Source organism: Candidatus Abyssobacteria bacterium SURF_5 (assembly GCA_003598085.1).
GTDB lineage: Bacteria > Abyssobacteria > SURF-5 > SURF-5 > SURF-5 > SURF-5.
The window spans coordinates 1-25,523 of sequence record QZKU01000059.1 but is presented as its reverse complement, the minus strand read 5'-3'; the positions used below and the strand labels follow the sequence as shown (position 1 = coordinate 25,523).

Here is a 25,523-nt window from a genome sequence, read left to right as displayed (position 1 = left end):
TTTCAAGTATCCTCTTCAGACACTCGATATACAGGATTTAGTTCATGCTTTTCAATTATTTATGACTTTTTCTCACCCACAAATTCTCATGAGGACCCAGAAATTATTTCATCCTGCGATTTGTGCGCGAATAATCGGGCCTGTTTCTGGTATACTGGTAACGTCAGAGTAAGATAGGGAGAAAAGGGACGAAGCGGAAATGCCAAGGGCCAAGCATCCGTTCGAGAAGAACAACGAGTGGTTTGCCTCGTTTCAGGGAAAGAACGAGAAGGAGTTTCTTGCGGGAAGCCGCGAGCGTCCGGAAGAATTGGCGAGCGCGGCGAGGGTTTTCCTTGAGTTTGTCCGCGGCTTCCAGGCGCTGGGGACGCTGGGGCCGTGCGTGACTGTGTTTGGGTCGGCGAGGTTCAACGAGAGACACCGGTACTACAAGCTGGCGCGCGAGTTGGGAAAGCGGCTTGCGAGCGCTGGATTCACGGTGATGACGGGCGGCGGCCCCGGCATAATGGAGGCGGCCAATCGGGGCGCCAAAGAATCCGGAGGTCTCAGCATCGGATGCAATATTGAGCTTATCCGCGAGCAGAAACCGAATCCGTATCTGGACCGTTTTGTCGAGTTTGATCATTTTTTCGTGCGCAAGGTCATGCTGGTGAAATATTCCCGTGCCTTTGTCGTGATGCCCGGCGGGTTTGGTACGCTTGACGAGGTCTTCGAAACGCTTGTGCTCATTCAGACGAACAAGATCGAATCTTTTCCGGTGATCGCCATGGGAACCAGATTCTGGGCGTCTCTGAAAGAGTTTATCCACGAGACATTAGTTGGCGAAGGCACTTTGAGCAGAGCTGATCTTGATTTGCTTCATATAACTGACTCGGTCGAAGAAGCGGTCGAGATCATCCAACAGCGCGGCTCAATGCCTGAGTGAAGCGCCGATAGCGGTCTGCATCATCGCGGACAATACCCGCCGAGATCCTTCCGACCTGTTTTCATCCCATTTCTTGTGGAAGCAGAGAATAAAGGAGCAGCGTTTTTGAAGGTTTTATTTATTTCCGCCAACACGGAAAAAGTGAATATGCCCACGCTGCCATTCGGGCTGGGATGCATAGCCGAGGCGGCACGCCAGGCCGGACACGAAATTCAGATGCTTGATCTTATGGGCGAGACGAACCCTCTTCCGGTTCTTCAGGAAGCCATTTGCGAGTTTCACCCGGAAGTAATCGGCATCTCAGTCAGAAACATCGATGACCAGAGAATGGAAGATACGAAGTTCATGCTCGACAAGGCAAGAGCGACCGTTATGGAGTGCAAGAGGCTTTCGCCTGCGCCGGTCGTTATTGGTGGAGCCGGCTACAGCATTGTGCCGGTGGCGGCGCTGGAATATTTGGGGGCGGACATGGGTATCCAGGGCGAAGGCGAGGCGTCTTTCTTGAAGCTGCTGGGGTGTCTTTGTGAGAAGGCGGGCGTTGAGGGAATTCCGGGCCTGTATCTGCGGGGAAAGGGCTTACAGGGCGAAAGAGAATTTGTAGAGAACCTGGACGATCTGCCATTGCCGGGGCCGGACCTGTGGCGGGGTTCTTTCGCGCGGGACCCGGCGGTATGGATGCCCATTCAGACCAGGCGAGGGTGTTCGATGGAGCAGCTATTGTTCGACCGCCACGGTCGAAGGCAGGAAACTCAGGAGCCGTTCCGTTGCCCCGGTCATTGAGTGGATGGCTCGGCACGTGCAAAAGGGCTTTACCCAATTTTATTTCACCGACAACACTTTCAATCTGCCGCCTTCATATGCCGGCGAGTTGTGCCGCAAGCTGATATCGAGCGGACTAAGAGTTTCATGGAGATGCATCGTCTATCCGGTCAAGCTTAGCGATACTCTCGTGCGGGACATGGCGAAATCCGGTTGCAAGGAAGTCTCTCTTGGGTGCGAAAGCGGGAGCGAGCACATGCTTTGCTCGATGAATAAGAGATTCAAGCCGGATGATGTCCGGTGGACATGCGCGCTGCTCAAGGACTTTGGCATACGCCGAATGGGGTTTCTTCTGCTGGGCGGACCGGGAGAGACGAAGGAATCGGTCGAAGAGAGTTTAAGCTTTGCCGAGTCAGTTGATCTCGACATGCTGAAGATCAGCATAGGGATTCGTATTTATCCATACACACGACTGGCGAAGATCGCTGTTGAAGAGGGTATCATCCCGCCGGAGGACAGTCTTCTGTCCCCAAAGTTTTATATTGAGAAGGGTCTTGAGAGCTGGCTGCGGAGCAGAGTGCAGGATCTGCTCGCGAAGAAGCCGACCTGGTTCTTGTAGCTCCACCTGCCGATACGAGAGAAAATGTGTGACACCTGAAAATTTCCCACAAGTGTGGTATACTTCTTTCGCTCCCGGCAAAAGGACAAGTAATGCAGCAGCCACCCCTGTTTCGAGTTTACCCCGAGCTGCAGGAGAATGTCCCGTGGATATCCATGGGAACCTATCCGACGCGCGTACATAAACTGGAGAGGTTGGGCCGGCACCTTTGCTGTCCCGAACTTTGGATCAAGCGCGACGACGAGAGCAGCCCAATCTACGGCGGCAACAAGGTCCGCATGATGGAATTTGCGCTGGCGGACGCAAAGAGGAAGAAGCGCGATGCCTTGCTCTGTTGGGGCGCCCTGGGCTCAAACCAGGTGATGGCGTCGTGCATTTTCGGGCGCGAACTCGGCTTCAAGAAGTTATCCGTCGTTTTCAACCGCCAGCCGATCCATGATTATGTGCGCAGGAATTTACTGATTGATGCCGGGCTCGGCGCACAAATGGATTATGCGAATTCCTCACTTGAGCTGTTTCTGAAACTGCTCATCCAGTATGTCAGGCATTGGAATCCTTTTAACGGCAGCCGCCCGTATCTGGTTCCGCTCGTTGGATCTTCCGCTTTGAGCTGTTTGGGTTATGTCAATGCGGCTCTTGAACTGAAAGAACAGGTGGAGCAAGGGCTCCTGCCTGAGCCGGATTACATTTTCATAACGGTCGGCACGGGAGGAACGATGGCCGGTCTGCAACTAGGGTTACGGATGGCGGGTCTGAAAAGCAAAGTGATCGGCGTACGAGTCCTCGACAAGGTCTTTTCCAACGAACGCATCATTGCCTGGGAAATTAACCGCACGATTCGGTATCTGGCGCGGTGCGGGTGTCGCCTGAACTACCCACGGTATCGAGCTGAAGACGTCATTTTGGAGCATGATTTTTTCGGGGAGGAATACGCTGGTGTGACCGAGGCCGGACTTGCAGCCATGAAATTAGTTGGAGACTGCGAAGGGCTGGCTCTCGACACAACGTACACCGGCAAGACAATGGCGGCTCTTCTAAGGTTCGTGGAAAGTGGCGATAAAGCGGGCAGGAACCTCCTTTTTTGGCACACATTCAATTCCGTCGACCTGAATCCATTCATCAAGAACGCTCCCGATCCGCACCTGCTGCCCGAGAAATTCCACGCCTTCTTTACCTCGTAACACGAAGGTCTTGATTATCTTGATGCCAAGAGACAACTGTGGTTGCGGAAAGATAAAGCAGTCAGCTGTTTAGCGAAAACGTCTGTAAGGGGAGGATCCGGTCCGGAAGTGCTGCAGGATGTTTGGATCATTGCCTGAGCGAAAGGAATGGGCGGCCATCACATATGTTATAATGTGTCTTAAGAGGAACTGACTGGATTCGATCGCCATGAAGAGAACAGTATCCACCGACGCAACGGCTCCGAAGCGCAGCATGATCATGAATGTGGTGTACCCGGTTTATCGCGCCGCCGGCAGGCTCTTCGGTATTAGCGGCGATTCAATTGACGATTTCTTTATTGAAAAAAACAACCGGCTGATCTTGCAGTCGAGGAAAAAATATCCGCCTCAGAAGATGCTGCTTCTCTTTCCCCATTGCCTCCAGGATTGGGAATGCCCGCACCGCATCAATGCCGACATCCATAATTGTCATGCCTGCGGGAAGTGCAAGATTCCGGAGTTGGTTCGGATCGGCGATCGCTACAAAGTGCCAATGCGGGTTGTCGGCGGCGGATCGGCCGCTCGCCGCGCGATAATCGACACGCGGCCTGATTTTGTGCTGGCGGTGGCATGCGAGCGCGACATGATTTCCGGCATTCGGGATTCACTGCCGCTCCCGGTTTTGGGAATCCTCAATGAGCGTCCGAACGGTCCGTGCAAGAACACCACGGTCGACGTCGAACGGGTGGAGCGGACGCTTGCTCTCCTCGTTGAAACAAACTCGGGCCTCTCCCCCACTTCTGAAGAGGATTGACAAAGCCCCCGGGTTTATCATTTCCCCTTCTGTTTCAGCTTGACAGGCAGTCGTAATGCTTGATATAACTTATGTCGCGTTCTAAAGAGCCTAACATTGAAGGCTGTAATCGTTTCGCACGAGGCTGAAATACGGCGGAGGTATTTGATGAGCGAAAGCACAGTGTATCAGGATCTGGCGGACAAGCTGATGATGGGTCACTCTGACATCGTCAAGCGCCTGTTCAAGATGATTGCTGACGAAGAGGAGGCCCAGCTCCTGCTGGGGATGCCCGCAACTCCGGAACAGTTGGCGCAGTCCACCGGCCGTTCCCTCGAGGCGATCAAGAAATCGCTGGATTTGCTTTTTCACAAGGGGCTGGTTTTTATTTCCGCGAGCTCGGGCAAATACCGGATGTGCCGGGATATCGTTCAGTTTCACGATGCGAGCATTCTTTGGCCCGAGGCGCCGAAAGAATTTCATCATTTATGGAAGGATTTCACAGATAAAGAATGGGGGCCGACCGTACGGGTGATAGAATCAATGATACCTCGCCCGCCGACGCGGATCATCCCGGTCGAGGCCGCCTTGGAGGCAAAGAACCAGATACTTCACTACGAGAATGTGCGGGAGATCGTTGAAAAGGCAAAGCGGATCGCGGTCACCAGGTGCACGTGCCGGGTGGTGGACGGCAAATGCGGTTTGCCGGTGGAAGCGTGCATCCAGATCAATCGTGCCGCGGATTATGCGATTACCCGGGGAACCGGCCGGGAGATCGACAAAAAAGAGGCGATGGATATTATCAAGAAGGCCGAGGAAGCGGGTCTGGTTCATGTAACCATAAACACGGACCATATCGACCATTACATCTGCAATTGCTGTTCCGATTGTTGTATCGGGCTCAAGTACATGATCAGCGAAGGCACGAAGTTTGTTTCACCGTCTCGGTTCCAGGCGGAAGTGGATGAAGAAGCATGTATCGGCTGCGAATCGTGCATTGACAGGTGTTATTTCGGCGCGATCAGCGTGAGTGGTGACGATGAGCTGAAAGCATCGGTCAACGGCGAGAAATGCGTCGGGTGCGGCCTGTGTGCCGTTGTCTGTCCCTCGGATGCGATCCATTTCAACGAAGTGCGCCCGGTCGATTTTATCCCAACGGGCTCCTGAAAAAAAAGAGAAGGGAAGGAGGAATAAATCCTCCTTCCCTTGTTCATTTCAAAGCTGCTACTTCTTCTCTTCCTCAACGGCTGCCGGCTGAACTGCTGCGGCGGGCGGGTTCAAGTTATCCTGGATCTTTGCTTCCGCCCGGAGTTTTTCAATGTACTGCGACACTTCCGTCTGCACCTTTTCCTGCTTCAGGAATTGGGTGAGGCGGTCTTTCACGTCTTCAAACGGCATCACTGCCTCGGGCTTCTTATCGGTGACTTTGATTATGTGATATCCAAACTGCGTTTCTACGATATCGCTGATGTCGCCGGGATTCATTGAGAAGGCCGCATCCTCGAAAGGTTTCACCATTTGTCCGCGGCGGAACAACCCGAGATCGCCGCCCTTCGCACTGCTCGGGCACTGGGAGAACTCCTTTGCCAGAGCGGCGAAATCTTCGCCGTTTTTCAATTTCTGCTGAATCTCCTCGCCTTTCTTTCGGGCCATTTCCTTTTGGGAAGCGTCGGCGTTCTTATCGACCTTCAGGAGGATATGGCTTGCCTGAACTCGCTCGGGCTGGGTGAAGAGGGCCGGATTGGACTCGTAATAAGTTTTTATTTCCTCATCGGAAATGGGGATTTTTTGAACGATTTCGCGGTCGATCAATTCCTCAATAATCATTCCCCTCTCAAGCTTTGCTCTGAGGCCGGCCTCGGTCAGATGCATTTTCTCTAACGCTTTCGAGAATTCCTCCTCCGAGGGAAATCGCTTCTTCAAGGACGCGTATTTCTCGTCGACTTCGGAGGTTTCGACCTTTACACTGCCCTGTTGGGCCGCCTGAAACAACAATTCCGTCGATATCAGATTCTCCAGCACTTCCTTTTCCATCTGAGCGACACGTTCTTCCGGCATTGGCTGTCCCATCGCCAGGAATTGCTGTTTAATGCTATCCATTTCGGTATCGAACTCCGCCCGTGTAATGGCAACGCCATTTACCACGGCGATATTAGCCGCTCCGGCGTCTGTCGATGAGCTTTCTTTGGCAAGATCCTGCTTCTCGGCTGCTATTGCGAGCGAGACAATCGAAATTGCCGCGAGCAACGCTATAACCGCGACCACATGGATCCATTTCCCCCGATGTGCCTGCATTCAATTTCTCCTTTTTTTCACTATGCATTGATAACTGCGGCTTTCGAAACGCCACACAATACCATACTTCCTGGTCAGCAGATCAGCCTCCTTCCGCAAACCGACGGTACCCTGACCTTATCCGATTTCCACGAGCTCAATGTCGAAAATGAGGTCCTTGCCGGCCAGCGGGTGATTCGCGTCGAGAAGAACGCTTTCGGCCGACACGTCGGCGACGCGGACGACGATGGAATGTCCGTCGGCTCGTCGCATCTGCAAGCGCTGGTCCACCTCCGGCTCAAGGTCGTCGGGGAACTGGCTCCGATCGACTTCAACGATCATTTCCTCGCGATACGGACCGTAGGCTCTGTCGGGAGAAACGGCTGCAGTTTTAGTTTCCCCCGGCTCCATGCCGATTACCGCCTGTTCAAAACCGGGAATCACCTGCTCTTCACCAATCGTAAATTCCAGCGGCTCGCGGTCGGCGGAGCTATCAAAGACTGTCCCGTCGTCCAGTTTGCCGGTGTAATGAACTCGGACTTTATCCCCTTCCTTTGCTTTGTTCATTTACGCATTCCTCCATTATAAGAGTTTTACGTGCCGAATGGCAAACCGTTGCCAATCTCGGCCGTTAACAAATACTTTTCGCTTTCACTGAAAAGTCCCTAATTAAATATGACCCTTTGCCCCCAACGTCTGCCACCCATAAAGAGATATTGTGAAAAAACACGGGAGACATCGAAGAAAAGGGGACTATGAGGTTCAGTTTGAATCGACAACCTGCTCAACAGGTTCACTTGTTTTCGTTCGCATCCTTTCAACAAGCGAGTCGAGCAATTCATACATGGTTGGCACGACCACCAGCGTAAGGAGGGTGGCGAAGGCGAGTCCGAAGATGACCGCGATAGCCATGGGCCCCCACCACTGGCTGCTCTCGCTTTCGAGAACGAGGCGAAACTCTCGGAAATTGAAGCTGATTCCGGTCGCCATGGGGATCAGTCCAAGAATAGTTGTGACGGCCGTGAGCAGCACGGGTCGAAGGCGCACGATTCCCGCCTGCACGAGCGCGTCCCGTCGCGCAAGACCTCTGGCCCGCAGCAATTGCACGTAGTCAATGAGGACGATGGCGTTATTTACCACAACACCCGCAAGGCTGATCACGCCGATGCCGGTCATCACAATCCCGAAGGGTATTCCCACGACCAACAAACCGATCAAGACACCGGCAAGGGAAAGAATGACCGAGACCATGATGATGGACGGCAGGATGAGCGAATTGAACTGCGTGATGAGCACGAGCAGAATGAGGAACAGCGCAACTACGAACGCCTTGATAAGAAAATCGCTTGCCTCCTTCTGCTGTGTGTCCTGCCCCGTGAAGGCGATGCCGTAGCCGACCGGCGTCTGATAGCTGGAAAGAATGCGTTTGACGTCGGCCAGCGCGTCATTCGGGAGCCTGCCCTCGACCTCGGAGTCCAGCGTAATCACCCGTTTTTGATCGATCCGGGTGATGGAGCCGAGGCCGCCGGCATAATCAACGCGAGCGAGCGAGGAAAGAGGGATCGGTTCGCCGCGAGGGCCGGGCACATTGAGGCGGAGCACTTTCTGGAGATTATCGCGATCCTGTGGCGCCAATCTGACAGTGATATCATACTCGTCCTCACCCTGGCGGAAATTGCCGACTTTGCGTCCCATGACCGCCGCCTTCACATAGTTGGCTATTGTGACGGTATCCACATCGAGCAGCGCGGCCCTTTGTCGATCCACCTGGAAGCGCAGCTCGGGACGTGCCTGCTCGTAGTCGTCTTTCAGGTCCACCAGCCCCGGTACGTTTTGGATGTGTCGTTTGACGTCCTGGGAGATACCGGCCAGAACGTCAAATTCCTCGCCCGAAATCTCAATGTTGATCGGGGGGTCCTGCGGTGGGCCGTGCCGTTCCTCCTCCACTTGGATTTCGGCGCCGGCTATTCCTTTCATGTCCTGACGAATCTGTTGAAGCACCCATCGAGATGATTCCCGTCGATCCTCCGCCTCTTTGAAATCAATAGAGATCCGGGCGACATGGGAGCCCGAGGAGCCTCCGCCGAAGAATCCGCCGGGACGCGAGCCGACATTTGCAACGTAGTTCTCGATGTCTTCGTACTTCGCGAGCTTTTGTTCGATAACGCGCGTAATCTCGTCGCTCTTATTCAGGCTGGTTCCTTCCGGCCCGCGGATATACACCATTGCTCGATCGGGGTCGGCATCAGGAAAGAACTGGATGCCGTGTCCGAATTTGCGGTATCCGACAACGGTGGCCAGAAGCACGAGTCCGCAGATAATCAGCAGCATTCCCGGCCGATCGAGCGAAAAATTCAAGAACCGGCTGTAATACGTGAGCAAACCGCCCTCTTTTTTCAGGCGCTTGACGTCGCGCAGCTTGCGCACTTTCATGAAACGGGACGCGAAAACGGGATTGATGACCAGCGCGACGAACAGGGAGGCCGAGAGCGTGATGATCAAGGTCTTCGGCAAGTAGCTCATGAATTCGCCCATGATGCCGGGCCAGAACAGCATCGGCAAGAAGGCGCACAAGGTGGTTACCGTCGATACGATTACGGGCAGCGCCACCTCGGTGGTTCCCTCGCGGGCGGCCTCCAGTCTCCCCTTTCCTTCCTGCATGTGCCGGTAACAGTTCTCGACGATAACGATGGCATTATCAACCAGCATACCGAGCGCGAGGATAAGGCTAAACAGGACGACGTTGTTCAATGTCATGCCGAAGACTCGCAGGACGATGAAGGAGATCAGCATCGAGAGAGGGATTGCCAGGGCGACAAAAAATGCGTTTCGCAGGCCCATGGAAATAAAAATGATCGCAAGCACGAGCACCAGGCCGGACAGGATGTTGTTTTCGAGGTCGCTCACCATCATGAGAACGTATTTGGATTCGTCCATGGATACGGTCAAATCGATTCCATGAGGGACTTGACTACGGTCCTCCGACAGGATGTGCTTGATCTGCTTCGTTATCCGCAACGCGTTTTCGCCGGTTCGTTTTTGAATGCTGATCGCGACGCTCTCACGGCCATTGATTCGTGAATAGCTTTCGCTGTCCTTGAAGGTGTCCCGAATCTGCGCGACGTCCGTCAGATAGATCGGGTTGCCGTCGCGCACCATGAGGATGAGGTTCTGTGCTTCCTTTGGGTCCTGGAACTCGCCGGGCACGCGCACCTGGAACTTGGCTTCGGGCAAATCGATGTTTCCGGCGGCCACGTTCTCATTTTCCGAGCCGATGAGCGCAAGCAGTTCACCGAGCGGGATTTCATAGGCGGCAAGCCGTTCGGGATCGGGCTCAATTCGAATTTCGCGTTCGAGGCCGCCGATGACCGAAGCATCAAGGACGCCCGGAACGGCTTCAATCCGCTCCTCGAGTTCGTCTGCGACCGCTTTCAAACGTACGAGGCCGACGTCGCCGGAGACATTCACGATCATGATGGGGAAGTCGGAGAAACTTACCTCGGTGATGATGGGATCATCCGCATCCTCGGGAAGATCCGCTTGGGCCTGGTCGACTTTATCCCGGACCTTCTGCAAAGCGTCGTCTATGTCAACTTCCGGCAAGAACTCGATACTGATTGTGGAAATGCCTTCCGCCGAGACCGACCGGATCTCCTCGACGTCGTGCAGTCCCTTCAGCTTTTTCTCGATCGGAACGGTGACGGTATTCTCCATATCGGCAGGGGAAACACCGGTATAGGTGGTGGTGACAATGATGTAGGGCACGGGGATATCGGGCGTGGATTCTCGCGGCAAGGTGATGTAGAAATAGAGTCCGGAAATGAGGATCATCGCGATGAGCACGAAAATCGTCGTGCGCTTTTGAATCGCAATATTCGTGATGTTCATGAGACTTCTTCCGCCACCCCCACTACGCGAATCTTTTCGCCGTCCGTAAGTTCGCGATGGCCCTCCACAATCAACCTTTCATGGGGTTGCAGCCCGCTGAGAATCTGGACGCTGTTTCCGGCGAGGATTCCCAGTTCGACCTGGCGCTCCTCGGCTCGTCCGTCATTCTCGACGAACACCGCTTTATAGTCACCTCGCGGAATCACAGAGAACAGCGGCACAGTGATCGCGTTCGGGATATGCTGTTTAACGACGCGAACACGCGCGATCATGGACGGTAGAATCTCGTGCGAAGGATTGGGGACGGTGATTTCAACATCATATGTACGCGTTGCGGCATTGCCGACGACGCTCAGGTAATTGATGGTGCCTCTCCGGTCTTCCAAACCGTTCATTTTGAAGACAACGTCAACTCGTTCGTCCTTCTTGATATAAGGGATATCTTTTTCGGGAATCCTGACAAGCACCTTTACAGGGTCGATGACAACGATTTCTGCGACCTTATCTCCCTGCCGCACGTATTCTCCGACGTCGAAGTAAACATCGTTGAGGACACCGGCGATGGGCGAATTGATGCTTGCCTTTTCGAGTTGTACTTTGGCCATGTCAAGTCTTGCTACGCTCGTGGCGACCGAAGTCTTAAACTCGTCCATTTTGTCCTTGCTGACGATTCCTTCTTCGTACAACCTCTGCATTCGCTTGTGATTGTTCATTGCCAAATCATAAGAGGCCCGCGCCTCATTAAGTTCGGCCTGATAGGTCCTCTGGTCAATACGGATAATTGGAGCGCCCTTCGAGATAATTGACCCTTCCGCCGGGCCGATCCAGTCAATCCGACCGCTCACTTCGGCTGGCACCTCGGTAGAGACGAACGGCTCGACAGTAGCCGGCAGATCGATCACGTCGAGGAGGTCATCGGGGTTCAGCTCCATGACCCTCACGTCGGCAACGCGCTCCTCCGGCGGCTGCTCGATGGAACGCGTCGCTCCCGGGAGGAGGAACAATGCCGCGACCAGCGCGATCAGAAATATTATGACTATTCCTGGAATCAATTGTTTCTTGAACATCTGCATTCTCCCACCCGCTTCACCGAATCCGGGATCCGGATGCTCCAAGACCGCCGACCAGATCCACCACAATATTTTTTGCCAAGTTCGAATTCAGCGGATGTCTTCCATCAAGATACATCATGGCGAAGGTACTGATGATCCCTCGAAGGTAATAGACCGCCGCTTCTTCTTTTCCATTTTTCAGCAGGCGCGCCTGGGACATTCGCCGCATCAGGGAAACCTGCATATCGAAAATGCTCATGCTGTAATCGTAAAAATTGTACGTGATCTTCTTTCTATCGGGTCCGAAATTGATTGCATAGATGAACCGCATGAATTCGAGGTGCGACTTGCAGAAGTCAAAATGGACCTGCACCATTCGCACAACCTGTTCAAGCACATCATCCGAGGGTTCCAAGCACACGCGCTGTATGCTCTGACGAAACTCTTCCAACCCCGAACTGATCAAATGATGGCACAACTGTTCTTTATTTTTGAAATAATAATAGATAACCGGTTTAGTAACGCCGGCGGCCTCCGCGATTTCCCGCATCGAGGTCGCGTCGTAGCCTTTCTCTGAGAAGAAGGTGAGGGCTTTCCTTTCAATCAAGTCCTTTTTTGAGCCGCCTGGTGGAGCGGCCGGTTTATTTTTGATTCTGCCTGCCAATTGGTCCTCCGCCGATTATTTACCTACCGGTAAGTATAGTATAACGCGGAGAGGGTATACCTGTCAAGAGAAAGGCTCTCGCGCGTCTTGCATTGATAATGGTATGGAAAGATGACATTATTTTCGCAAGGATTGTTTTGTCGCGGCTTGCTGATTTTATGGGATATTCAACGGCACTCATAGTCGGTGTTGGGAACGACTTACTCAGTGATGACGGGCTGGGGAGGCACGTTGTGCATCGGCTGAGGGAGTCGGGCCTCCCTGACGGAGCATCGGTTCTGGACTGTGGCTCGGACTTTCTTTCTGTGTTGGGGGCATATTTAGAAGAATGCCGGATCATTATCGTTGACGCCATTCAACTTGGGGCTGTTCCCGGAACTGTGCACTGCATACGAGAGCAAGACCTGAGTGCTTTTTGCAGCGGATCCCGTTCAGCCCACCGGCTGTCGCCGGTCAATTGGGCCGTGTTGTTGAAGGCGGTCGGATCTGTGGGGGCGGAGTTCATATTTGTGGGGATTGAACCAGCGATCACAACGGCCGGCCGGGAGTTGTCGCCGCAGGTGGAAGCGGCAATTCCTGAACTCCTTGATCATATCAGGGGATTGGTTTCAGGGTCGCAAGAGATTGTTTCGTAGTTGGCTCTTGGGTTCTCCTGCTTTTGATCGGGTTAGTTCAAAGAAAAAAGTTCTTTTAGGCAAGAGTGACAGCTTTATGCGGACCGTTTCAAAAACGGATGCCGTCGTGCGCAAGAAGATCCTGGTAACCGGGGTCGTTCAGGGGGTGGGGTTTCGCCCGTTTGTCTTCCGGAAAGCGCGCGAGCACAGGGTGGGTGGGTTTGTCACAAATACTCGGACCGGCGTTTTGATTGAAGCCGAGGGCGGCGAACGGGATGTTCGCGCCTTTGTCAGTGATGTCACTACCCGCCCGCCGCTCCATGCGAGCATAGTTTCGGCCTCGGTCATTGATACTGAGCCTCGTCACGCGGAAAGTTTTCAGATACTGAGGAGCGAGGATTGTGGAGCGCCCGATTTGAGTATTGCGCCGGATAGCGCAGTGTGTGCTGATTGCGTCAACGAAGTATTTGATCCTGCCGACAGGCGGTATCGGTATCCGTTCAACGGCTGCATTCACTGCGGTCCGCGCTATTCGCTTGCCGAATCCGCGCCGTTCGATCGCGAGGCGACCTCGATGAGAGTTTTCAAGATGTGTGGCGCATGCAGGAATGAATATAAGGATACCGAGAGCAGGCGCTTTCATTCCCAGATCAACAGTTGTCCTTCCTGCGGCCCACATATCAGGATGGTTGATATCAGCGGCCGAGTTCTCGATAGCGCGGATGTGATTGCGGAAGCAATCATGTTTCTGAAAGAAGGCCGGATAGTTGCGGTAAAAGGACTGGGCGGATTTCATTTGGCGGCAAATGCGCAGGATGAGGAAGCCGTTAAGCGGCTCCGGCTGCGGAAACAGCGACCGCGGAAACCATTTGCCCTGATGTCGGCTGTGACAGAAGATGTTCTTTCGTACGCCGAGGTATCTGACGCCGAAAAGGCCGCTCTCTCTTCCCCGGCGTCCCCGATTGTTCTTCTCCGGAGGAAGCCTGTTGGAGTAATCGCCGACGGGGTCGCGCCCGGTCTCGACAGCCTTGGAGTCATGCTGGCATATACTCCGTTGCATCATCTTTTGCTGCGCGATGCTTTCCCGGCCCTGGTGATGACCAGCGCGAACAGGCTCGGCGAGCCCCTTATTTATCGAAATGAGGAAGCGCTTTCCGAGTTGGCTGGAATAGCGGATCTGGTGCTGTTGCATGATCGAGATATTGTCAGAAGATGCGACGACTCAATCGTGCGGTTTGCCGGTTCTCTCCCGATTCTGCTCCGCCGATCGCGCGGCTTTGTTCCCCGCCCTATTATGTTGGAGAGCTCAACTGCGACTGTTTCTGCGTATGGCGCACATAAAAAAAACACTGTCTGCGTGACGAGAGGGAATGCGGCGCATGTGAGCCGCTACATTGGGGACCTGGACTACTGTGAGACACGGAACAGCAGCACAGAGATGCTTGAAGGGATGCAGCATGAACTTGGAATTGAGACCAGTGCGGCTGCCTGCGATCTGCATGCTGAACTTGGCTCGTCACAACTTGCCCTCGAGCGAGCGAGGGGGCGACTGCACCGGGTGCAGCATCATCACGCACATGCCGTCAGTTCCATAGCGGAGAATCACCTGCTTGGCACGGAGGTACTTGCAGTTGTTTTCGACGGTGCGGGGCTGGGTGAGGACGGGAGCATATGGGGCAGTGAATTTCTTGCAGTGCGCGCTTCCAATTATCGCCGGCTCGGCCACATGAAATATATCCTGATGCCGGGGGGTGAAGCGGCCGTACGCGAGCCATATCGAATGGCTTTCTCATACCTGCACGAGATTTTTAAGGAAAATGCTGTCGAGACCGCGACGAAACTATTCCCGCAAGTGGGTCGCGATAAAATATCCTTTCTCCTGAGCATCATCAACAATAAAGAATACGCCGCCTCGACGTGCGGGATGGGCAGGTTGTTCGATGCGGTTGGCGCATTGTTGCGACTCTGTACGGTCTCCACGTATGAAGGCGAAGGCCCGACGTATTTGGAAGCGATTGCGGCGAAGGGGGTAACAGATTCGTATGCTTTTCAGATACATTGTTGTCGGCCGATCCTTGTCGATCCGGCGCCCGTCATCGCCGCGATTGTAAGCGACATTTTCGAGGGGCGGCCGAAAGAGATCATTTCAGCCTGTTTTCATAACGCCGTCTGTGAAATGACCGCGGATGTGTGCGGCCAGATCAGAGAAGAAACACATCTGAATGCGGTGGTACTGACGGGCGGCGTCTTTCAAAACGGATACGTACTCGAACACGTTGTGAAACGACTTGGCTCAGCCGGTTTTTCAGTCTATTTTCATCGATACCTACCTCCGAACGATGAATGCATTTCTCTTGGGCAAGCGATTGTGGCAAATGAGAGGGGACGTGATGTGCCTTGCAGTTCCGGCGCGCGTAATAGAGGTTGAGGGTGATTACGCCAGGGTGGATATCGACGGGATCCGGATGCGGATTTGCGTCGCGCTGGTTGACGATTTGGCCGTCGGAGAATACGTTCTTGTGCATACCGGTTTTGCTATCCATAAACTTGATCTCGATAAAGCAATAAAGACGTTGGAACTTTTGCGGCGGATGGTGAATGATCACGAGAATGCTGAATGACCCGAGGGCGGCGGTGCGCCTCGTCCGGGAGATCGAAGGAATCGCGCTCCGCCTGGCTCCCCGGCGTGTAACCCTGATGGAGGTTTGCGGCACGCATACGGCTGTGATCGTGAAAAGCGGGTTGCGGAGGCTGCTGCCGAAAAATATCCAATTGGTTTCCGGTCCCGGTTGTCCTGTCTGTGTGACGCCGCCCGGCCTTATTGACGCTGCAATCACTCTTGCAGGCCGTCCGCGGGTCATCCTCGTCACTTTTGGCGATATGCTTCGTGTTCCGGGCGGCGGGGGTTCACTCGAAGCGGCACGGGCGGGGGGCGCCGATGTTCGGGTGATCTACTCCCCCACCGAATTATTTGCCCTTGCACGGGAGAATCGAAGCAGCCGGATTGTGTTTTTTTCAGCAGGCTTTGAGACCACGGCTCCGTCGGTCGCATGGACACTTATGCAGGCCGAACGGAGCGGCATTGAGAACCTGTTTGTGATTGCAGCGAACAAACTTCTTCCGCCGGCGCTCGAGGTGCTGGCGCAAGCGCCAGACCTGAGGATTGACGGTTTCATATGCCCGGGACACGTGAGCGCGATCATAGGCGCCTCTGCCTTCGAGGCGGTTGCGCGAACACATCATGTGCCGGCGGTGGTTTCCGGTTTTGAGCCGGTCGATATTCTTCTTGCCGTTTTGATGCTGCTTCGCCAGGTACAGGCGGCCAAGGCACTGGTGGAGATAGCGTATATGCGAGCGGTGACTTTTGGCGGGAACCGGCGGGCGCAGGTCATCATACGCACGGTATTCAAGCGAGTTGACAGCGAATGGCGCGGATTCAGCCTGATTCCGGACAGCGGTCTCGGGTTTACTAAAGGGTATGCCAGGTTTGATGCCGTAATGGAAGCAGGCATGGCTGTGGAGTCAGGTCGGCCTGCACCAGGTTGTATGTGTGGCGAAATCCTTCGCGGAGTCAAGTCTCCCGAAGAATGCGGCTTATTCGGCACAACGTGTACACCGGAAACTCCCATCGGTCCATGCATTGTCTCGTCAGAAGGGACATGCGCCGCACATTATAACCAGAAGACGGCGGGCATCGACGATTTTTGAAAGCAAGTGCTGACCTTTTCAGGAGCGGTTTGTGAAGAACGAATCAATCGAGCGTGTGACGCTGGCTCACGGCGGCGGCGGGAAGCTGATGAGGAACTTGATCGAGGAGATTTTCGTATCAGCTTTCTCAAATGATATCCTTTGCGAACTCGGTGATAGCGCGGTCATACGATCGGGTTCTGCGGGGAAACTGGCTTTCACGACGGATTCTTTTGTTGTCAAGCCTCTTTTCTTCAGAGGCGGCGACATCGGCAGGCTTGCCGTCTGTGGAACCGTGAATGATCTCGCGGTGGCTGGCGCACGGCCTCGCTTTCTGTCGGTGTCGATGATAATCGAGGAGGGTTTTCCGATATCTTTGCTGAAGAAAATCACTCGCTCCGTTACCGCTGCGGCGAGAGAAGCCGATGTCGTCATTGCGACTGGCGATACCAAAGTAGTTGAGAGAGGGGCTGCAGAAGGGATATTCATTACCACCGCCGGCGTGGGTGATATTCCGGAGCACGTCTCTGTCGGACCGGAGCGGATTGATGTCGGAGACGCGGTGCTTGTCAACGGATTCATAGGCGATCACGGAGTCGCCCTGATACTCGGTCGCGGCGAGTACGACTTCAAGAGCGATCTCGAAAGCGACGTCGCCCCACTCGCGGGAATGATCGAATCCATTCTCATGGTTTGCCCCGGCCTGCATTTCATGCGGGATCTAACGAGAGGCGGGATAGCGGCAGCGCTGAACGAGGTGGCGTCGGCATCCGGCAAAGCGATCGAAGTGGACGAGGCGGCGATACCTGTGCGCCACGAGGTGTCGGCTGTGTGTCATCTATTGGGAATCGACCCTCTGAATATCGGAAATGAAGGCAAATGCATCATTATCTGTCCGGCGCGCGATTGCGACACGGTGCTTGCGGTGATGCAGCGCCATGAATATGGAAGAACGGCAGCGGTGATCGGCAGGGTCATAGAATATGGGAAAGCAGTGGTGATCGGCCGTACTGCAATCGGCAGCAAACGAATTATCGATATGCCTTCGGGAAGGCTTCTCCCCCGCATCTGTTAAATCCTCCAGGCGATGAACCATCAGGCAAATTATCCGTTATCAATCCACGGGCGCCTTGTGAGTATCCCTTCATTTTTTTGATGACGCGAGAAGGCTGGAGACGCTCCATCGGAGAGCATCTGCACATCAGCAAGCTGGTTCAGTTGACAATCAGCTATTAATTCTCTATAATTTCTTCAAATCAGTGGAGTAGTAGTTTTCGTTGACGTGTGGAATTCAACTCGGAGGAAACAGGAATGGCGAAAGCGATGACGAAATCACAACTGGTAGCGCAACTTTCGGAGAAATCGGCGATTCCGAAAAAGCAGGTCAATGAACTACTCGATCAATTAGCTGCAACCGCCTATAAAGAGGCGAAGAACGGATTCACGATTCCCGGCATTGGAAAGCTGGTAGTTGTAAACCGGAAAGCCCGTACGGGCCGTAATCCCGCCACCGGGGAAGCAATAAAGATTCCCGCCAAGCGCGTTCTGAAGTTCCGGGTGGCCAAAGCCGCAAAAGATGCGGTCATGGCCAAAAAGAAATAGCACATATCTTCCTGCGGATAGTAAAGGAGGCTTTGTCCTTCTTTACTATCGTCTTTTCCCGCGGCTCAGCGGTAGGAGTAGAGGAGTCCCTCGGAAAGTATCGCAAGAGTACGCTCGTTCAGCCCGAGGAGAGGAAAAAGAAATGGGAAAGATGGAAGACGCTTTTAAAGCTGAGGTTCTCCGTCTCACGAGGAAACAGTTCCGGAATTCTGTTCTCCCTCTCACAAAGGATGTCAGGGAACTGAAAAAGACTGTCAGCAAACTGGAGCGGCTGGTCAATGGGCCTCGTACCGAACTTCAGCACGAGACAGCGGAGCGGCCCGGGCATTTATTGCAGGCAGGTGAAGCAGAGGTAAAATCTGCGAGAGTTTCCGCCAGAGCCATAAAGAATATTCGGAAAAAGCTTGGCGTCAGCCAGGAGAAACTCGCACTCTTGCTCAATGTGAGTCCCGGAGCCGTTGCTTTTTGGGAACAGGGTCGCGCGCGACCCCGTGGTGAAAACAAGGCGGGACTAGTCGCGTTGCGCAAGCTTGGGCGTCGCAGCATCAAAAAGATTCTCTCAGACAAGGGAATAAAGTAGCAGGATTCTCGCCTGTTTGGGCGCTACCACCCCATTTTTGCAAGCCCATAGGCGGACTTCCAGCCGCTGGTCTGAGGCTCCTTCAGATATGGTTCCAGCTCGGCCGGATTGCGCAATGTCAGCTTTCCGGCCGGCGGAACGGTTCCCGGCGGAAAAGCCTCAAGTATCTGCTCGATAACCAGGGTCAAATAACTCAGAATTGCGGCAACCGGCCGTTTTGCCTTTCGGGCCGACGCCAGGCGGGGATTGCCGACCACCCCCTCAGGAGTTGACGCAATCTCTATCGGCGAATGTCCTTCGCCTTCCGACCATCGATGCGGCCGTCGAAATGGGTCGACGGAAGAATCGAAATGGCCGCCCGGCAAAAAGCCCTGAACCTGCGTTTCGTCAGCGAGATTCATGTCCACCATTCCTTGCGGAAACAGAAGGAGGGCGACTGAAGTCTCGGCCTCATCAGCGTGAACGAAGTTGGTGTCAAGGCTGTCCGGCCTGCCGGACGGAGAAAAGAACTCGCGCACGGCTCGGTGCCAGTCGAGCACGCGGATGATCGCCGGAAGCTGGTAGCGATACATGAACTCGTGAACGGCGCTTTCCAGAACCCAGAGTTGTCCATGGTTATTGAGATATATCTGTTTGCGGAAACCGTCATTCCATAAACCGAGCATGACGTTCACCAGCAGTTCCTTCACTAACTCCTGCGGCAGGATAACGGTGCCGGGCATCCCGACGTGATGATATGGGTGTGCTCCGTAATTCAGAGGCGGCAGAGCCAGAGCGACAGGTTTGTCCTTCTTTGCGGTAAAACGGCGGACGGCTTCAGCGATCTGTGTCACCATAAATGTATCGAGACCCGAGACGGTATGACGGCCATGATTCTCGGTGCAGCCGAGTGGAACGAGTACGATGTCGTTCTTTCGCCTGTTTTCAATCAGTCGCTGGCGAACGGTGGTCTGGATATAGCTGTCGGCCTTGCCGAGTTCGGGCTGTGAAGGCACGTCATACTCTCCGAGAATTTTGTCGATTTCTTCTTCGGATGCATCCCACAGGCGTTTCTTCAATCGTCCAACGTCGGTATTTTCAAAGATAATCGAAGGATTCTCTGTGGTCAGCCAAAGATTTTCCTGATTCATAAGTCTTTCTTTATCCTCCGCTTTCTCATGGACGAAGCATGATTTTTCCTTCGTCGCGGTTTTCGCTCAGGAACTTGATGGCGTCGACGGCTTTCGTGAGCGGGAATCGGGCAGTGATCATCGGACTGGTGTCGACTCGTCCCGCTCCCATCAACCTGATAACCGAGGGGAACGTGCCGTGGCCCGAATGGCCCTGCGAGCCATAGATTTGGCTTCTTCTGACTTGATATGTCTCAAAGAAAGTCGGAACAGGTTCGGCGGCGCGCCCGATGACGCATACCTTGCCATTTATGGCAAGCGCGCGTTCCATCTGGGGAATGGTCTTGGTTGGAGAGCCGGCCGCTTCGACCTGCAGGTCGGCCCCTTCGCCATTTGTGACATCGAGCACGACCTGATGTGGGACGACTGAGCGGGGGTCGAAGACATGGTCGGCGCCCATCTGGGCGGCGAGCGTCCTCCGTTTAGCCGAGAGCTCAAAGCAGGTTATCGAGGCGGCGCCGGCCGTGCGGCACAACGCAACCGCCGCCAGGCCGATCGGTCCCCCGCCGTAAATTACGACGTGAGCGCCCGGTCGAAAGCCGCCTGCTCTTTCGAAAATCCCATTATAGGCGACGCAAGTGGGTTCGGTTGTAGCCGCGACTTCCCAAGCGGTCTCGCTGCTCGGGTAATGTTCGAACAGGCTCTCTACCTTCCAGCATAGTCTGAAGGGGACGGCCACGTATTTCGCATCTGCGCCGTCAATGGTAAACCCTATCTCCTCGAGATTGTGGCAATGATTCGGGTAGCCGTCGCGGCAGGCGCGGCAATAGCCACACCACACCATTTCCTCCGCCGTCACCCGATCTCCGACTCGAAAATCGCGCACGCCGGCGCCAACCTCGACAATCTCGCCGGCGAACTCATGCCCGATGATGACGGGGAATTTTGTCAGGCCTGGATAGAGGATGTATCCGTCGGACGTCGTTTCGTAAAAATGAACATCGGACCCGCAAATGCCTGCAGCCTTGACTTCGACGATGACGTCGGTCGGGCCGGGTCGAGGATCGGAAACCTCCTTCACCTCGAGGGACGGATTTTTCCAGACTTTGAATCCTTGAATCGCCTTTCCGGTGCTCTTCTCGAACTCGCTTAGGACGTAATCCCGGCGTGGCTGCTTTTCGGCCGATGCAACGACCGCTTTCATATATTTTCTCCTTTCTTAACTGGAAGGGTTTGTGAACGCTTTACCCATTTTGCCTGAGGGCGCTCTCGTCCTCAGGAAGGCTGGAACTATGGTTCGACTTCAGAGAGTTTCACCGGACGTTTCTCTTTCACCGAGAGCAAGGCGGCATGGGCCATAACCACCGGGGCTCGGCCGTCCGCGCCGGTGACCTCCGGCTCTTGATCCAGGAGGATCGAGCTGAGAAACGATTTCATTTCCTCTCGGTATGCTTCCTGATAACGCTCCAGAAAAAAATGGAGCGGCAATGGTTGATGGATCCCGGCGGTATCGCTCGTGATCGTCGTGTCGGGTACTTGGTTACCTGCACTCACCATGCCGCGCGAACCATGTACTTCAATCCGCTGGTCGTATCCATATGCTGATTTTCGACAATTATCAATGACTGCGAGAGCGCCATGGCGGAATTTCAGGTTGACCACCGCCGTATCAAAGTCTCCCGCGCGGCCAATGGTTTCATCTACGAGGACGGTTCCGCAGGCGAAGACCTCCTCAACTTCGTCATTCAGAAGAAATCGAGCCATATCAAAATCATGGATGGTCATATCGAGGAATATTCCGCCCGAATTCCTGATGTACTCAAGAGGAGGCGGCTCGGGGTCTCTGCTCGTGATGCGGAGAATGTAGGGAGCGCCAATTTGCCCGGACTGAACAAGGTCATGCACTTTGCGGAAGCTCGGGTCGAATCTTCTTTGAAAGCCGATCTGCAGTTTTACTCCCGCCTGCGCGACGGCAGCAAGCGCGGTGTCGATGGCTTTCAGATCGAGCGCAATCGGTTTTTCGCAGAAAATGTGTTTGCCGGCCGCGGCCGCTTTCTCGATAAGAAGACCGTGCGATTCGGTGCTGGAGCAGATGACAACGGCCTCGATATCCTCACGTTCGAGAAGCAAGCGGTAATCGGGGAACACATGAAGAATTCCGCATTCCTTTGCGCAGATCTCGGCGACGCGCGGGATAGCGTCGGTAACGGCGACGACATCTGCCTCAGGCAGATATCTGCAAAGGTTTTCGGCGTGAATGCGGCCGATTCGTCCCGAACCGATGATGCCTATGCGCACCCTTCCTGTACTGTGCATGCTTTTCCTTTGGCTGAACTACCGGGGGTTTCTGGAGAAACGGCTTGGCAAGAAGGGGATTCGAATTGTTAGCCAACAGCCAAAAAAAATTGTAACAGCAGCAAGGGATGTTGTCAAGAAGACGGATACTTGCGCCGAACGCGCAAGCAAACGTTAGCATCGGCGCCCGCCGGGGCGCGGTGGCCGAGCCTGGAGTTTTTCACATGTCGCGTCGGAAAAGCTTGACACAAAGAAGCTGATATGTTATTAATATGAAACGACCGTTAATAAAACTAACGCAACTGATGGATATACAAAGATTCATTCTCTTCGCATTCAGCCAGGGCGAGACCATGCGGCTTGGCGAGGCCGTTGAACTGGGTGAGCTCTTTGGAAAGAGCCCTTCGTCGGTTCGCGGTTGTGTCAGCAGGCTCGCCCGCCTCGGTTTGCTCACGCGGATTGCATCGGGGAGAAATACAGCCGAGTATGCGCTTTCTCCCCGTGGCAAAAGACTGGCCGCGGAAGTGATCGACAGGTTCAAACATTTGCACTCCATCGTTGAGAACCGTGATCATTGGGATGGCACGTGGACTCTGATCAGCTTCAATATTCCCGAGAAGATGCGTGAGAGACGGGACAGGCTGCGCGAGGGTCTTAAGGAATTGGGATTCGGGCAAGCATCCGCAGGAGTATGGATCGCGCCTCGAGACAAGTCTGAAAGTGTGTCTCTGCTGGCAAGTCGGCTGGGAGTTGTCCACGACATCATAGTTTCGCTCACCCGAGATATTCGCATGGGAGGTTTTCCCGTGGCGGAGCGCGTGGGCGAAATTTGGCCGCTCGACGCGCTTAACCGCAAGTGTAAAGTGATGGGGCAAAAGATGGAGGTACGGATCAAGAAGGTTCGCAAGGCGGTGGAGTCAGGCCGGCCACCGGGCGCGCGCGAGGCATTTCTGGAGCTTTTTACCGTCTTCAGTGAAGCAGCGGAGCTCGTTTCTCACGACCCTTCTCTTCCGAGGGAACTGCTTCCCCGGGATTGGCTGGGACTGTATGTGCAGGATCTGATCCATGAACATTTTCATTTGATTCACGGATTGGAGACAGGCGACGCCTACGCCTATTTGCTCAGACTGCCCGATGAGCTTGATATTCCCCGTCCTGCGAGACCTCACCGGAGAAACAGATCATGAAAAAGTACACACACTGCGGGATCTGCCTGGCCGCATGCGGAATGGAAGCAGAGATTGAATCCGGTAAGCTGGTCGCCTTGCGCGGCGATAAAGAGCAGCCGTTGACGAGAGGGTTCCTTTGTACGAAGGGCGCCGTCGCTCACGAAATGATATCTGATCCGCTGCGTGTTCTTTACCCGTACGAAAAGACAGGGTCCGGCTGGCGGCGCATCGGTTGGAAAGAAGCTATCGGGAAAATCTCGGAAAGACTGAACGGTATCATTCGGGCGCACGGCCCGCAGGCGGTGGCAACATATTACGGCGCCGGGACGCCGACCTCGTCGATGAATTATGTCATGGCGGACAGTTTTCTTCGCTCGCTCGGTTCCGACCGGATGTACAACGTGCTCACGCTGGAATTTACGAATCGATATCTCGTGATGGAGAAAATGTACGGAAGCCAGTTCCGCGTCACACAACCGGACCTTGAACGAACTCGGTGCCTGCTGCTCTTCGGGAGTAATCCGCTCGTTTCGCTTGATCATCCCGGCATCGTCCGTTCATTGAACGAGCTGAAGAAACGTGGCGGCAAGTTGTTTGTCGTCGATCCGCGCCGGACGGAAACGGCGGAGATGGCGGATATTCACGCTCAGATAGTGCCGGGGAGCGATCTCTTCCTCCTGCAGGGAATATATGCGCATCTTCTTCAAAAGGAATTATACGATGGGGAATTCCTGAAGGAGCATTGTTCCGGCTGGCGATTTTTCGAGTCTTGGGGACCTCTTTCGCCGAGTGAAGCGGAACGGGTGTGCGGAGTTCCCGCCGAAACGATAACGCAAATAGCGGAGGAATTTGCCGGTGCTGAATCCGCCTGCGCAATCTGCAAGCTTGGCGTCAATACGTCGCGCAACTGCACGCTCACCTATTGGCTGGTTGAGGCGCTGAACGCGGTTACCGGCAATATCGATCGGCCGGGCGGACTCTTGTTCAATCCTGGAATCCTGGACCTGGACTTGCTTTCGCGCATGGCGGTCGGAAAGAAAAAGCGGCATTCGATGGTTGGAGGCTATCCTTACCTGACCGGCTCATATCCCGCATCCATCTTGGCGCAGGAGATTCTGTCGGATACGCCGAAGAGAATTCGCGCTCTCATTGTCGATGCAGGCGATCCGTCTCTGGTATTCCCGAACTCTCGGAGATTTGCCGAGGCCCGGGAACAGCTCGACCTGCTGGTGAGCATCGACATGTACATGAATGAGACAGCGCAAGACGCCGATTTCGTTCTTCCTGCTGCTAACTTTCTCGAAAAGGATGATTTGTATGTGACTTTTCCGGATCATTTCCCGTACCCGTTCGCCCAATGGAGCCGCAAGGTGGTCGAGCCGCCCGGCGAGGCGAAAGCCGAATGGGAAATCTTCCTCATGCTCGCGCGCGCAATGCGCCGCCCTCTCTTGAACCAACGCATGATAGATTTCCTTTTTAAGGCAGGCGCGTTTTGTGACAGAATGACCGGCGTCGGCAGATTCGGCTTCGATCCGAAGAACTATTATCGACTCCTTCTCGGGCCGATGGGGAAAGTGAAGATGGCGGAGTTGATGAATCACCCGCACGGGGTAATGAAGGGGAATATCCAGTTTGGGAGCGCATTGCGGAAGCTGGCTACCCGCTCAAAGAAGATTGAAATCGCTCCGCCCGAATTCACAACCGCGCTTGCCCATGTTTTGCCCCCCGAGGTTGATCGCGACCACCCGTTTATGCTGATCAGCGGCGAGCGCTCGCGGTACACAAAGAATACGAATCTTCGGGGACTGAAGAGCCTGCTGGTGAAGCAATCCGAAAATTGTGTTCGGCTCCATCCTTCCGATGCGCAGGCGCTTTCGGCGACCGAAGGCGACGTCGTCGAGATTATTACTGGCAATGGAAGCATTCGCCTGAAAGCGCGCATCGATGACGGCATGCGCCAAGGCGTCGTCTCGATTCCTCATGGGTGGGGACGAATCCTTGACCATCCTGAAAGCCAGTCGCCCTCGCTAGAACAGGGTGCGAACGCCAATGTTCTTACCGACGACTCCTGTCTCGATTCATTCACCGGGATGCCCCTCTATAACGCGATCCCGTGTTCCCTTCGCGCTTGTCCAAAGGCCTGAACGACAGAAAATATCATCCTTGCCGGATACTGCCTTGAATCATGACATGAGATTGCGTGGCCTTATCTTGAAGCCATGGAGCAAGAATAAATATTTCTAGCTCCTCACAAGAATTTGTGGGTTAATTGTGGCATAGGAAGGTCTCCGAGCACGTGATAAAGGGCAAGCGAAAAGGTTTCAAATGTGCGGTAG

The 25,523-nt window shown here is 54.3% G+C and carries 21 protein-coding genes and 1 pseudogene; 14 read left to right on the top strand and 8 right to left on the bottom strand.

Annotation, left to right across the window (positions count from 1 at the left end):
* Window positions 1-199: 199 nt before the first annotated feature.
* The 5 genes and pseudogenes from C4520_08435 to C4520_08415 all read left to right on the top strand — a co-directional run bounded on the left by C4520_08435 (window position 200) and on the right by C4520_08415 (window position 5,420).
* Window positions 200-922 carry a TIGR00730 family Rossman fold protein gene (locus C4520_08435; protein RJP22324.1) on the top strand — a complete coding sequence of 241 codons (723 nt, stop codon included), beginning with the start codon at window positions 200-202 and terminating at the stop codon, window positions 920-922.
* Between the two features lie 105 nt (window positions 923-1,027).
* Window positions 1,028-2,300 (top strand): annotated as a pseudogene (locus tag C4520_08430) (radical SAM protein).
* A 92-nt stretch (window positions 2,301-2,392) separates the two neighbouring features.
* Window positions 2,393-3,481 (top strand): pyridoxal-phosphate dependent enzyme, encoded by a 1,089-nt coding sequence (locus C4520_08425; GenBank protein RJP22323.1) that lies wholly within the window; start codon window positions 2,393-2,395, stop codon window positions 3,479-3,481.
* A gap of 208 nt (window positions 3,482-3,689) precedes the next feature.
* On the top strand, window positions 3,690-4,274 hold the full coding sequence (locus C4520_08420; GenBank protein RJP22322.1) for a DUF116 domain-containing protein: 585 nt from the start codon (window positions 3,690-3,692) through the stop codon (window positions 4,272-4,274).
* 96 nt (window positions 4,275-4,370) lie between these two features.
* Window positions 4,371-5,420: a 4Fe-4S ferredoxin gene (locus C4520_08415; protein RJP22321.1), complete on the top strand. Its 1,050-nt coding sequence runs from the start codon at window positions 4,371-4,373 to the stop codon at window positions 5,418-5,420.
* 57 nt (window positions 5,421-5,477) lie between these two features.
* On the opposite strand, the gene C4520_08410 is transcribed toward C4520_08415, so the two are convergent.
* The 5 genes from C4520_08410 to C4520_08390 all read right to left on the bottom strand — a co-directional run bounded on the left by C4520_08410 (window position 5,478) and on the right by C4520_08390 (window position 12,017).
* Entirely contained in the window at window positions 5,478-6,548 is a 1,071-nt protein-coding gene (locus tag C4520_08410; GenBank protein RJP22320.1) for a peptidylprolyl isomerase, read from the bottom strand.
* Window positions 6,549-6,665: 117 nt separating this feature from the next.
* Window positions 6,666-7,094, bottom strand: a complete 429-nt coding sequence (locus C4520_08405; GenBank protein RJP22319.1) for a peptidylprolyl isomerase — start codon at window positions 7,092-7,094, stop codon at window positions 6,666-6,668.
* A gap of 195 nt (window positions 7,095-7,289) precedes the next feature.
* Window positions 7,290-10,415, bottom strand: a complete 3,126-nt coding sequence (locus C4520_08400; protein ID RJP22318.1) for an efflux RND transporter permease subunit — start codon at window positions 10,413-10,415, stop codon at window positions 7,290-7,292.
* Window positions 10,412-11,488 (bottom strand): efflux RND transporter periplasmic adaptor subunit, encoded by a 1,077-nt coding sequence (locus C4520_08395; GenBank protein ID RJP22317.1) that lies wholly within the window; start codon window positions 11,486-11,488, stop codon window positions 10,412-10,414. The genes C4520_08400 and C4520_08395 overlap by 4 nt, the downstream gene beginning before the upstream one ends.
* Window positions 11,489-11,501: 13 nt before the next feature.
* Window positions 11,502-12,017: a TetR/AcrR family transcriptional regulator gene (locus tag C4520_08390; GenBank protein RJP22326.1), complete on the bottom strand. Its 516-nt coding sequence runs from the start codon at window positions 12,015-12,017 to the stop codon at window positions 11,502-11,504.
* A 212-nt stretch (window positions 12,018-12,229) separates the two neighbouring features.
* Between C4520_08390 and C4520_08385 the strand changes: the two genes are divergently transcribed.
* The 7 genes from C4520_08385 to C4520_08355 all read left to right on the top strand — a co-directional run bounded on the left by C4520_08385 (window position 12,230) and on the right by C4520_08355 (window position 18,614).
* Window positions 12,230-12,766 (top strand): hydrogenase maturation protease, encoded by a 537-nt coding sequence (locus tag C4520_08385; protein ID RJP22316.1) that lies wholly within the window; start codon window positions 12,230-12,232, stop codon window positions 12,764-12,766.
* A gap of 76 nt (window positions 12,767-12,842) precedes the next feature.
* Window positions 12,843-15,173 (top strand): carbamoyltransferase HypF, encoded by a 2,331-nt coding sequence (hypF, locus tag C4520_08380; protein RJP22315.1) that lies wholly within the window; start codon window positions 12,843-12,845, stop codon window positions 15,171-15,173.
* On the top strand, window positions 15,136-15,366 hold the full coding sequence (locus C4520_08375; GenBank protein ID RJP22314.1) for a HypC/HybG/HupF family hydrogenase formation chaperone: 231 nt from the start codon (window positions 15,136-15,138) through the stop codon (window positions 15,364-15,366). Before hypF ends, C4520_08375 begins: the two co-directional genes overlap by 38 nt.
* Window positions 15,356-16,453, top strand: coding sequence for a hydrogenase formation protein HypD (gene hypD / locus C4520_08370; protein RJP22313.1), 1,098 nt, complete (start codon window positions 15,356-15,358; stop codon window positions 16,451-16,453). Before C4520_08375 ends, hypD begins: the two co-directional genes overlap by 11 nt.
* Before the next feature lie 88 nt (window positions 16,454-16,541).
* The gene (gene hypE / locus C4520_08365; GenBank protein ID RJP22325.1) at window positions 16,542-17,507 is read left to right on the top strand and encodes a hydrogenase expression/formation protein HypE; all 966 of its coding nucleotides are present in this window, start codon (window positions 16,542-16,544) and stop codon (window positions 17,505-17,507) included.
* A gap of 236 nt (window positions 17,508-17,743) precedes the next feature.
* Window positions 17,744-18,034 carry an HU family DNA-binding protein gene (locus C4520_08360; protein ID RJP22312.1) on the top strand — a complete coding sequence of 97 codons (291 nt, stop codon included), beginning with the start codon at window positions 17,744-17,746 and terminating at the stop codon, window positions 18,032-18,034.
* The gene (locus C4520_08355) at window positions 18,009-18,614 is read left to right on the top strand and encodes a helix-turn-helix domain-containing protein (GenBank protein RJP22311.1); all 606 of its coding nucleotides are present in this window, start codon (window positions 18,009-18,011) and stop codon (window positions 18,612-18,614) included. The genes C4520_08360 and C4520_08355 overlap by 26 nt, the downstream gene beginning before the upstream one ends.
* A gap of 23 nt (window positions 18,615-18,637) precedes the next feature.
* On the opposite strand, the gene C4520_08350 is transcribed toward C4520_08355, so the two are convergent.
* The 3 genes from C4520_08350 to iolG form a co-directional block, all read right to left on the bottom strand.
* A complete protein-coding gene (locus C4520_08350; protein ID RJP22310.1) occupies window positions 18,638-19,744 on the bottom strand; it encodes a creatininase family protein in 1,107 nt (368 codons plus the stop codon).
* Window positions 19,745-19,769: 25 nt separating this feature from the next.
* Entirely contained in the window at window positions 19,770-20,927 is a 1,158-nt protein-coding gene (locus C4520_08345; protein ID RJP22309.1) for an alcohol dehydrogenase, read from the bottom strand.
* An 86-nt stretch (window positions 20,928-21,013) separates the two neighbouring features.
* Window positions 21,014-22,039, bottom strand: a complete 1,026-nt coding sequence (gene iolG, locus C4520_08340) for an inositol 2-dehydrogenase (protein ID RJP22308.1) — start codon at window positions 22,037-22,039, stop codon at window positions 21,014-21,016.
* Window positions 22,040-22,290: 251 nt separating this feature from the next.
* On the opposite strand from iolG, the gene C4520_08335 reads away from it, so the two are divergent.
* The gene (locus C4520_08335) at window positions 22,291-23,205 is read left to right on the top strand and encodes a hypothetical protein (protein RJP22307.1); all 915 of its coding nucleotides are present in this window, start codon (window positions 22,291-22,293) and stop codon (window positions 23,203-23,205) included.
* The gene (locus C4520_08330) at window positions 23,202-25,331 is read left to right on the top strand and encodes a hypothetical protein (GenBank protein RJP22306.1); all 2,130 of its coding nucleotides are present in this window, start codon (window positions 23,202-23,204) and stop codon (window positions 25,329-25,331) included. Before C4520_08335 ends, C4520_08330 begins: the two co-directional genes overlap by 4 nt.
* Window positions 25,332-25,523 lie beyond the last annotated feature (192 nt).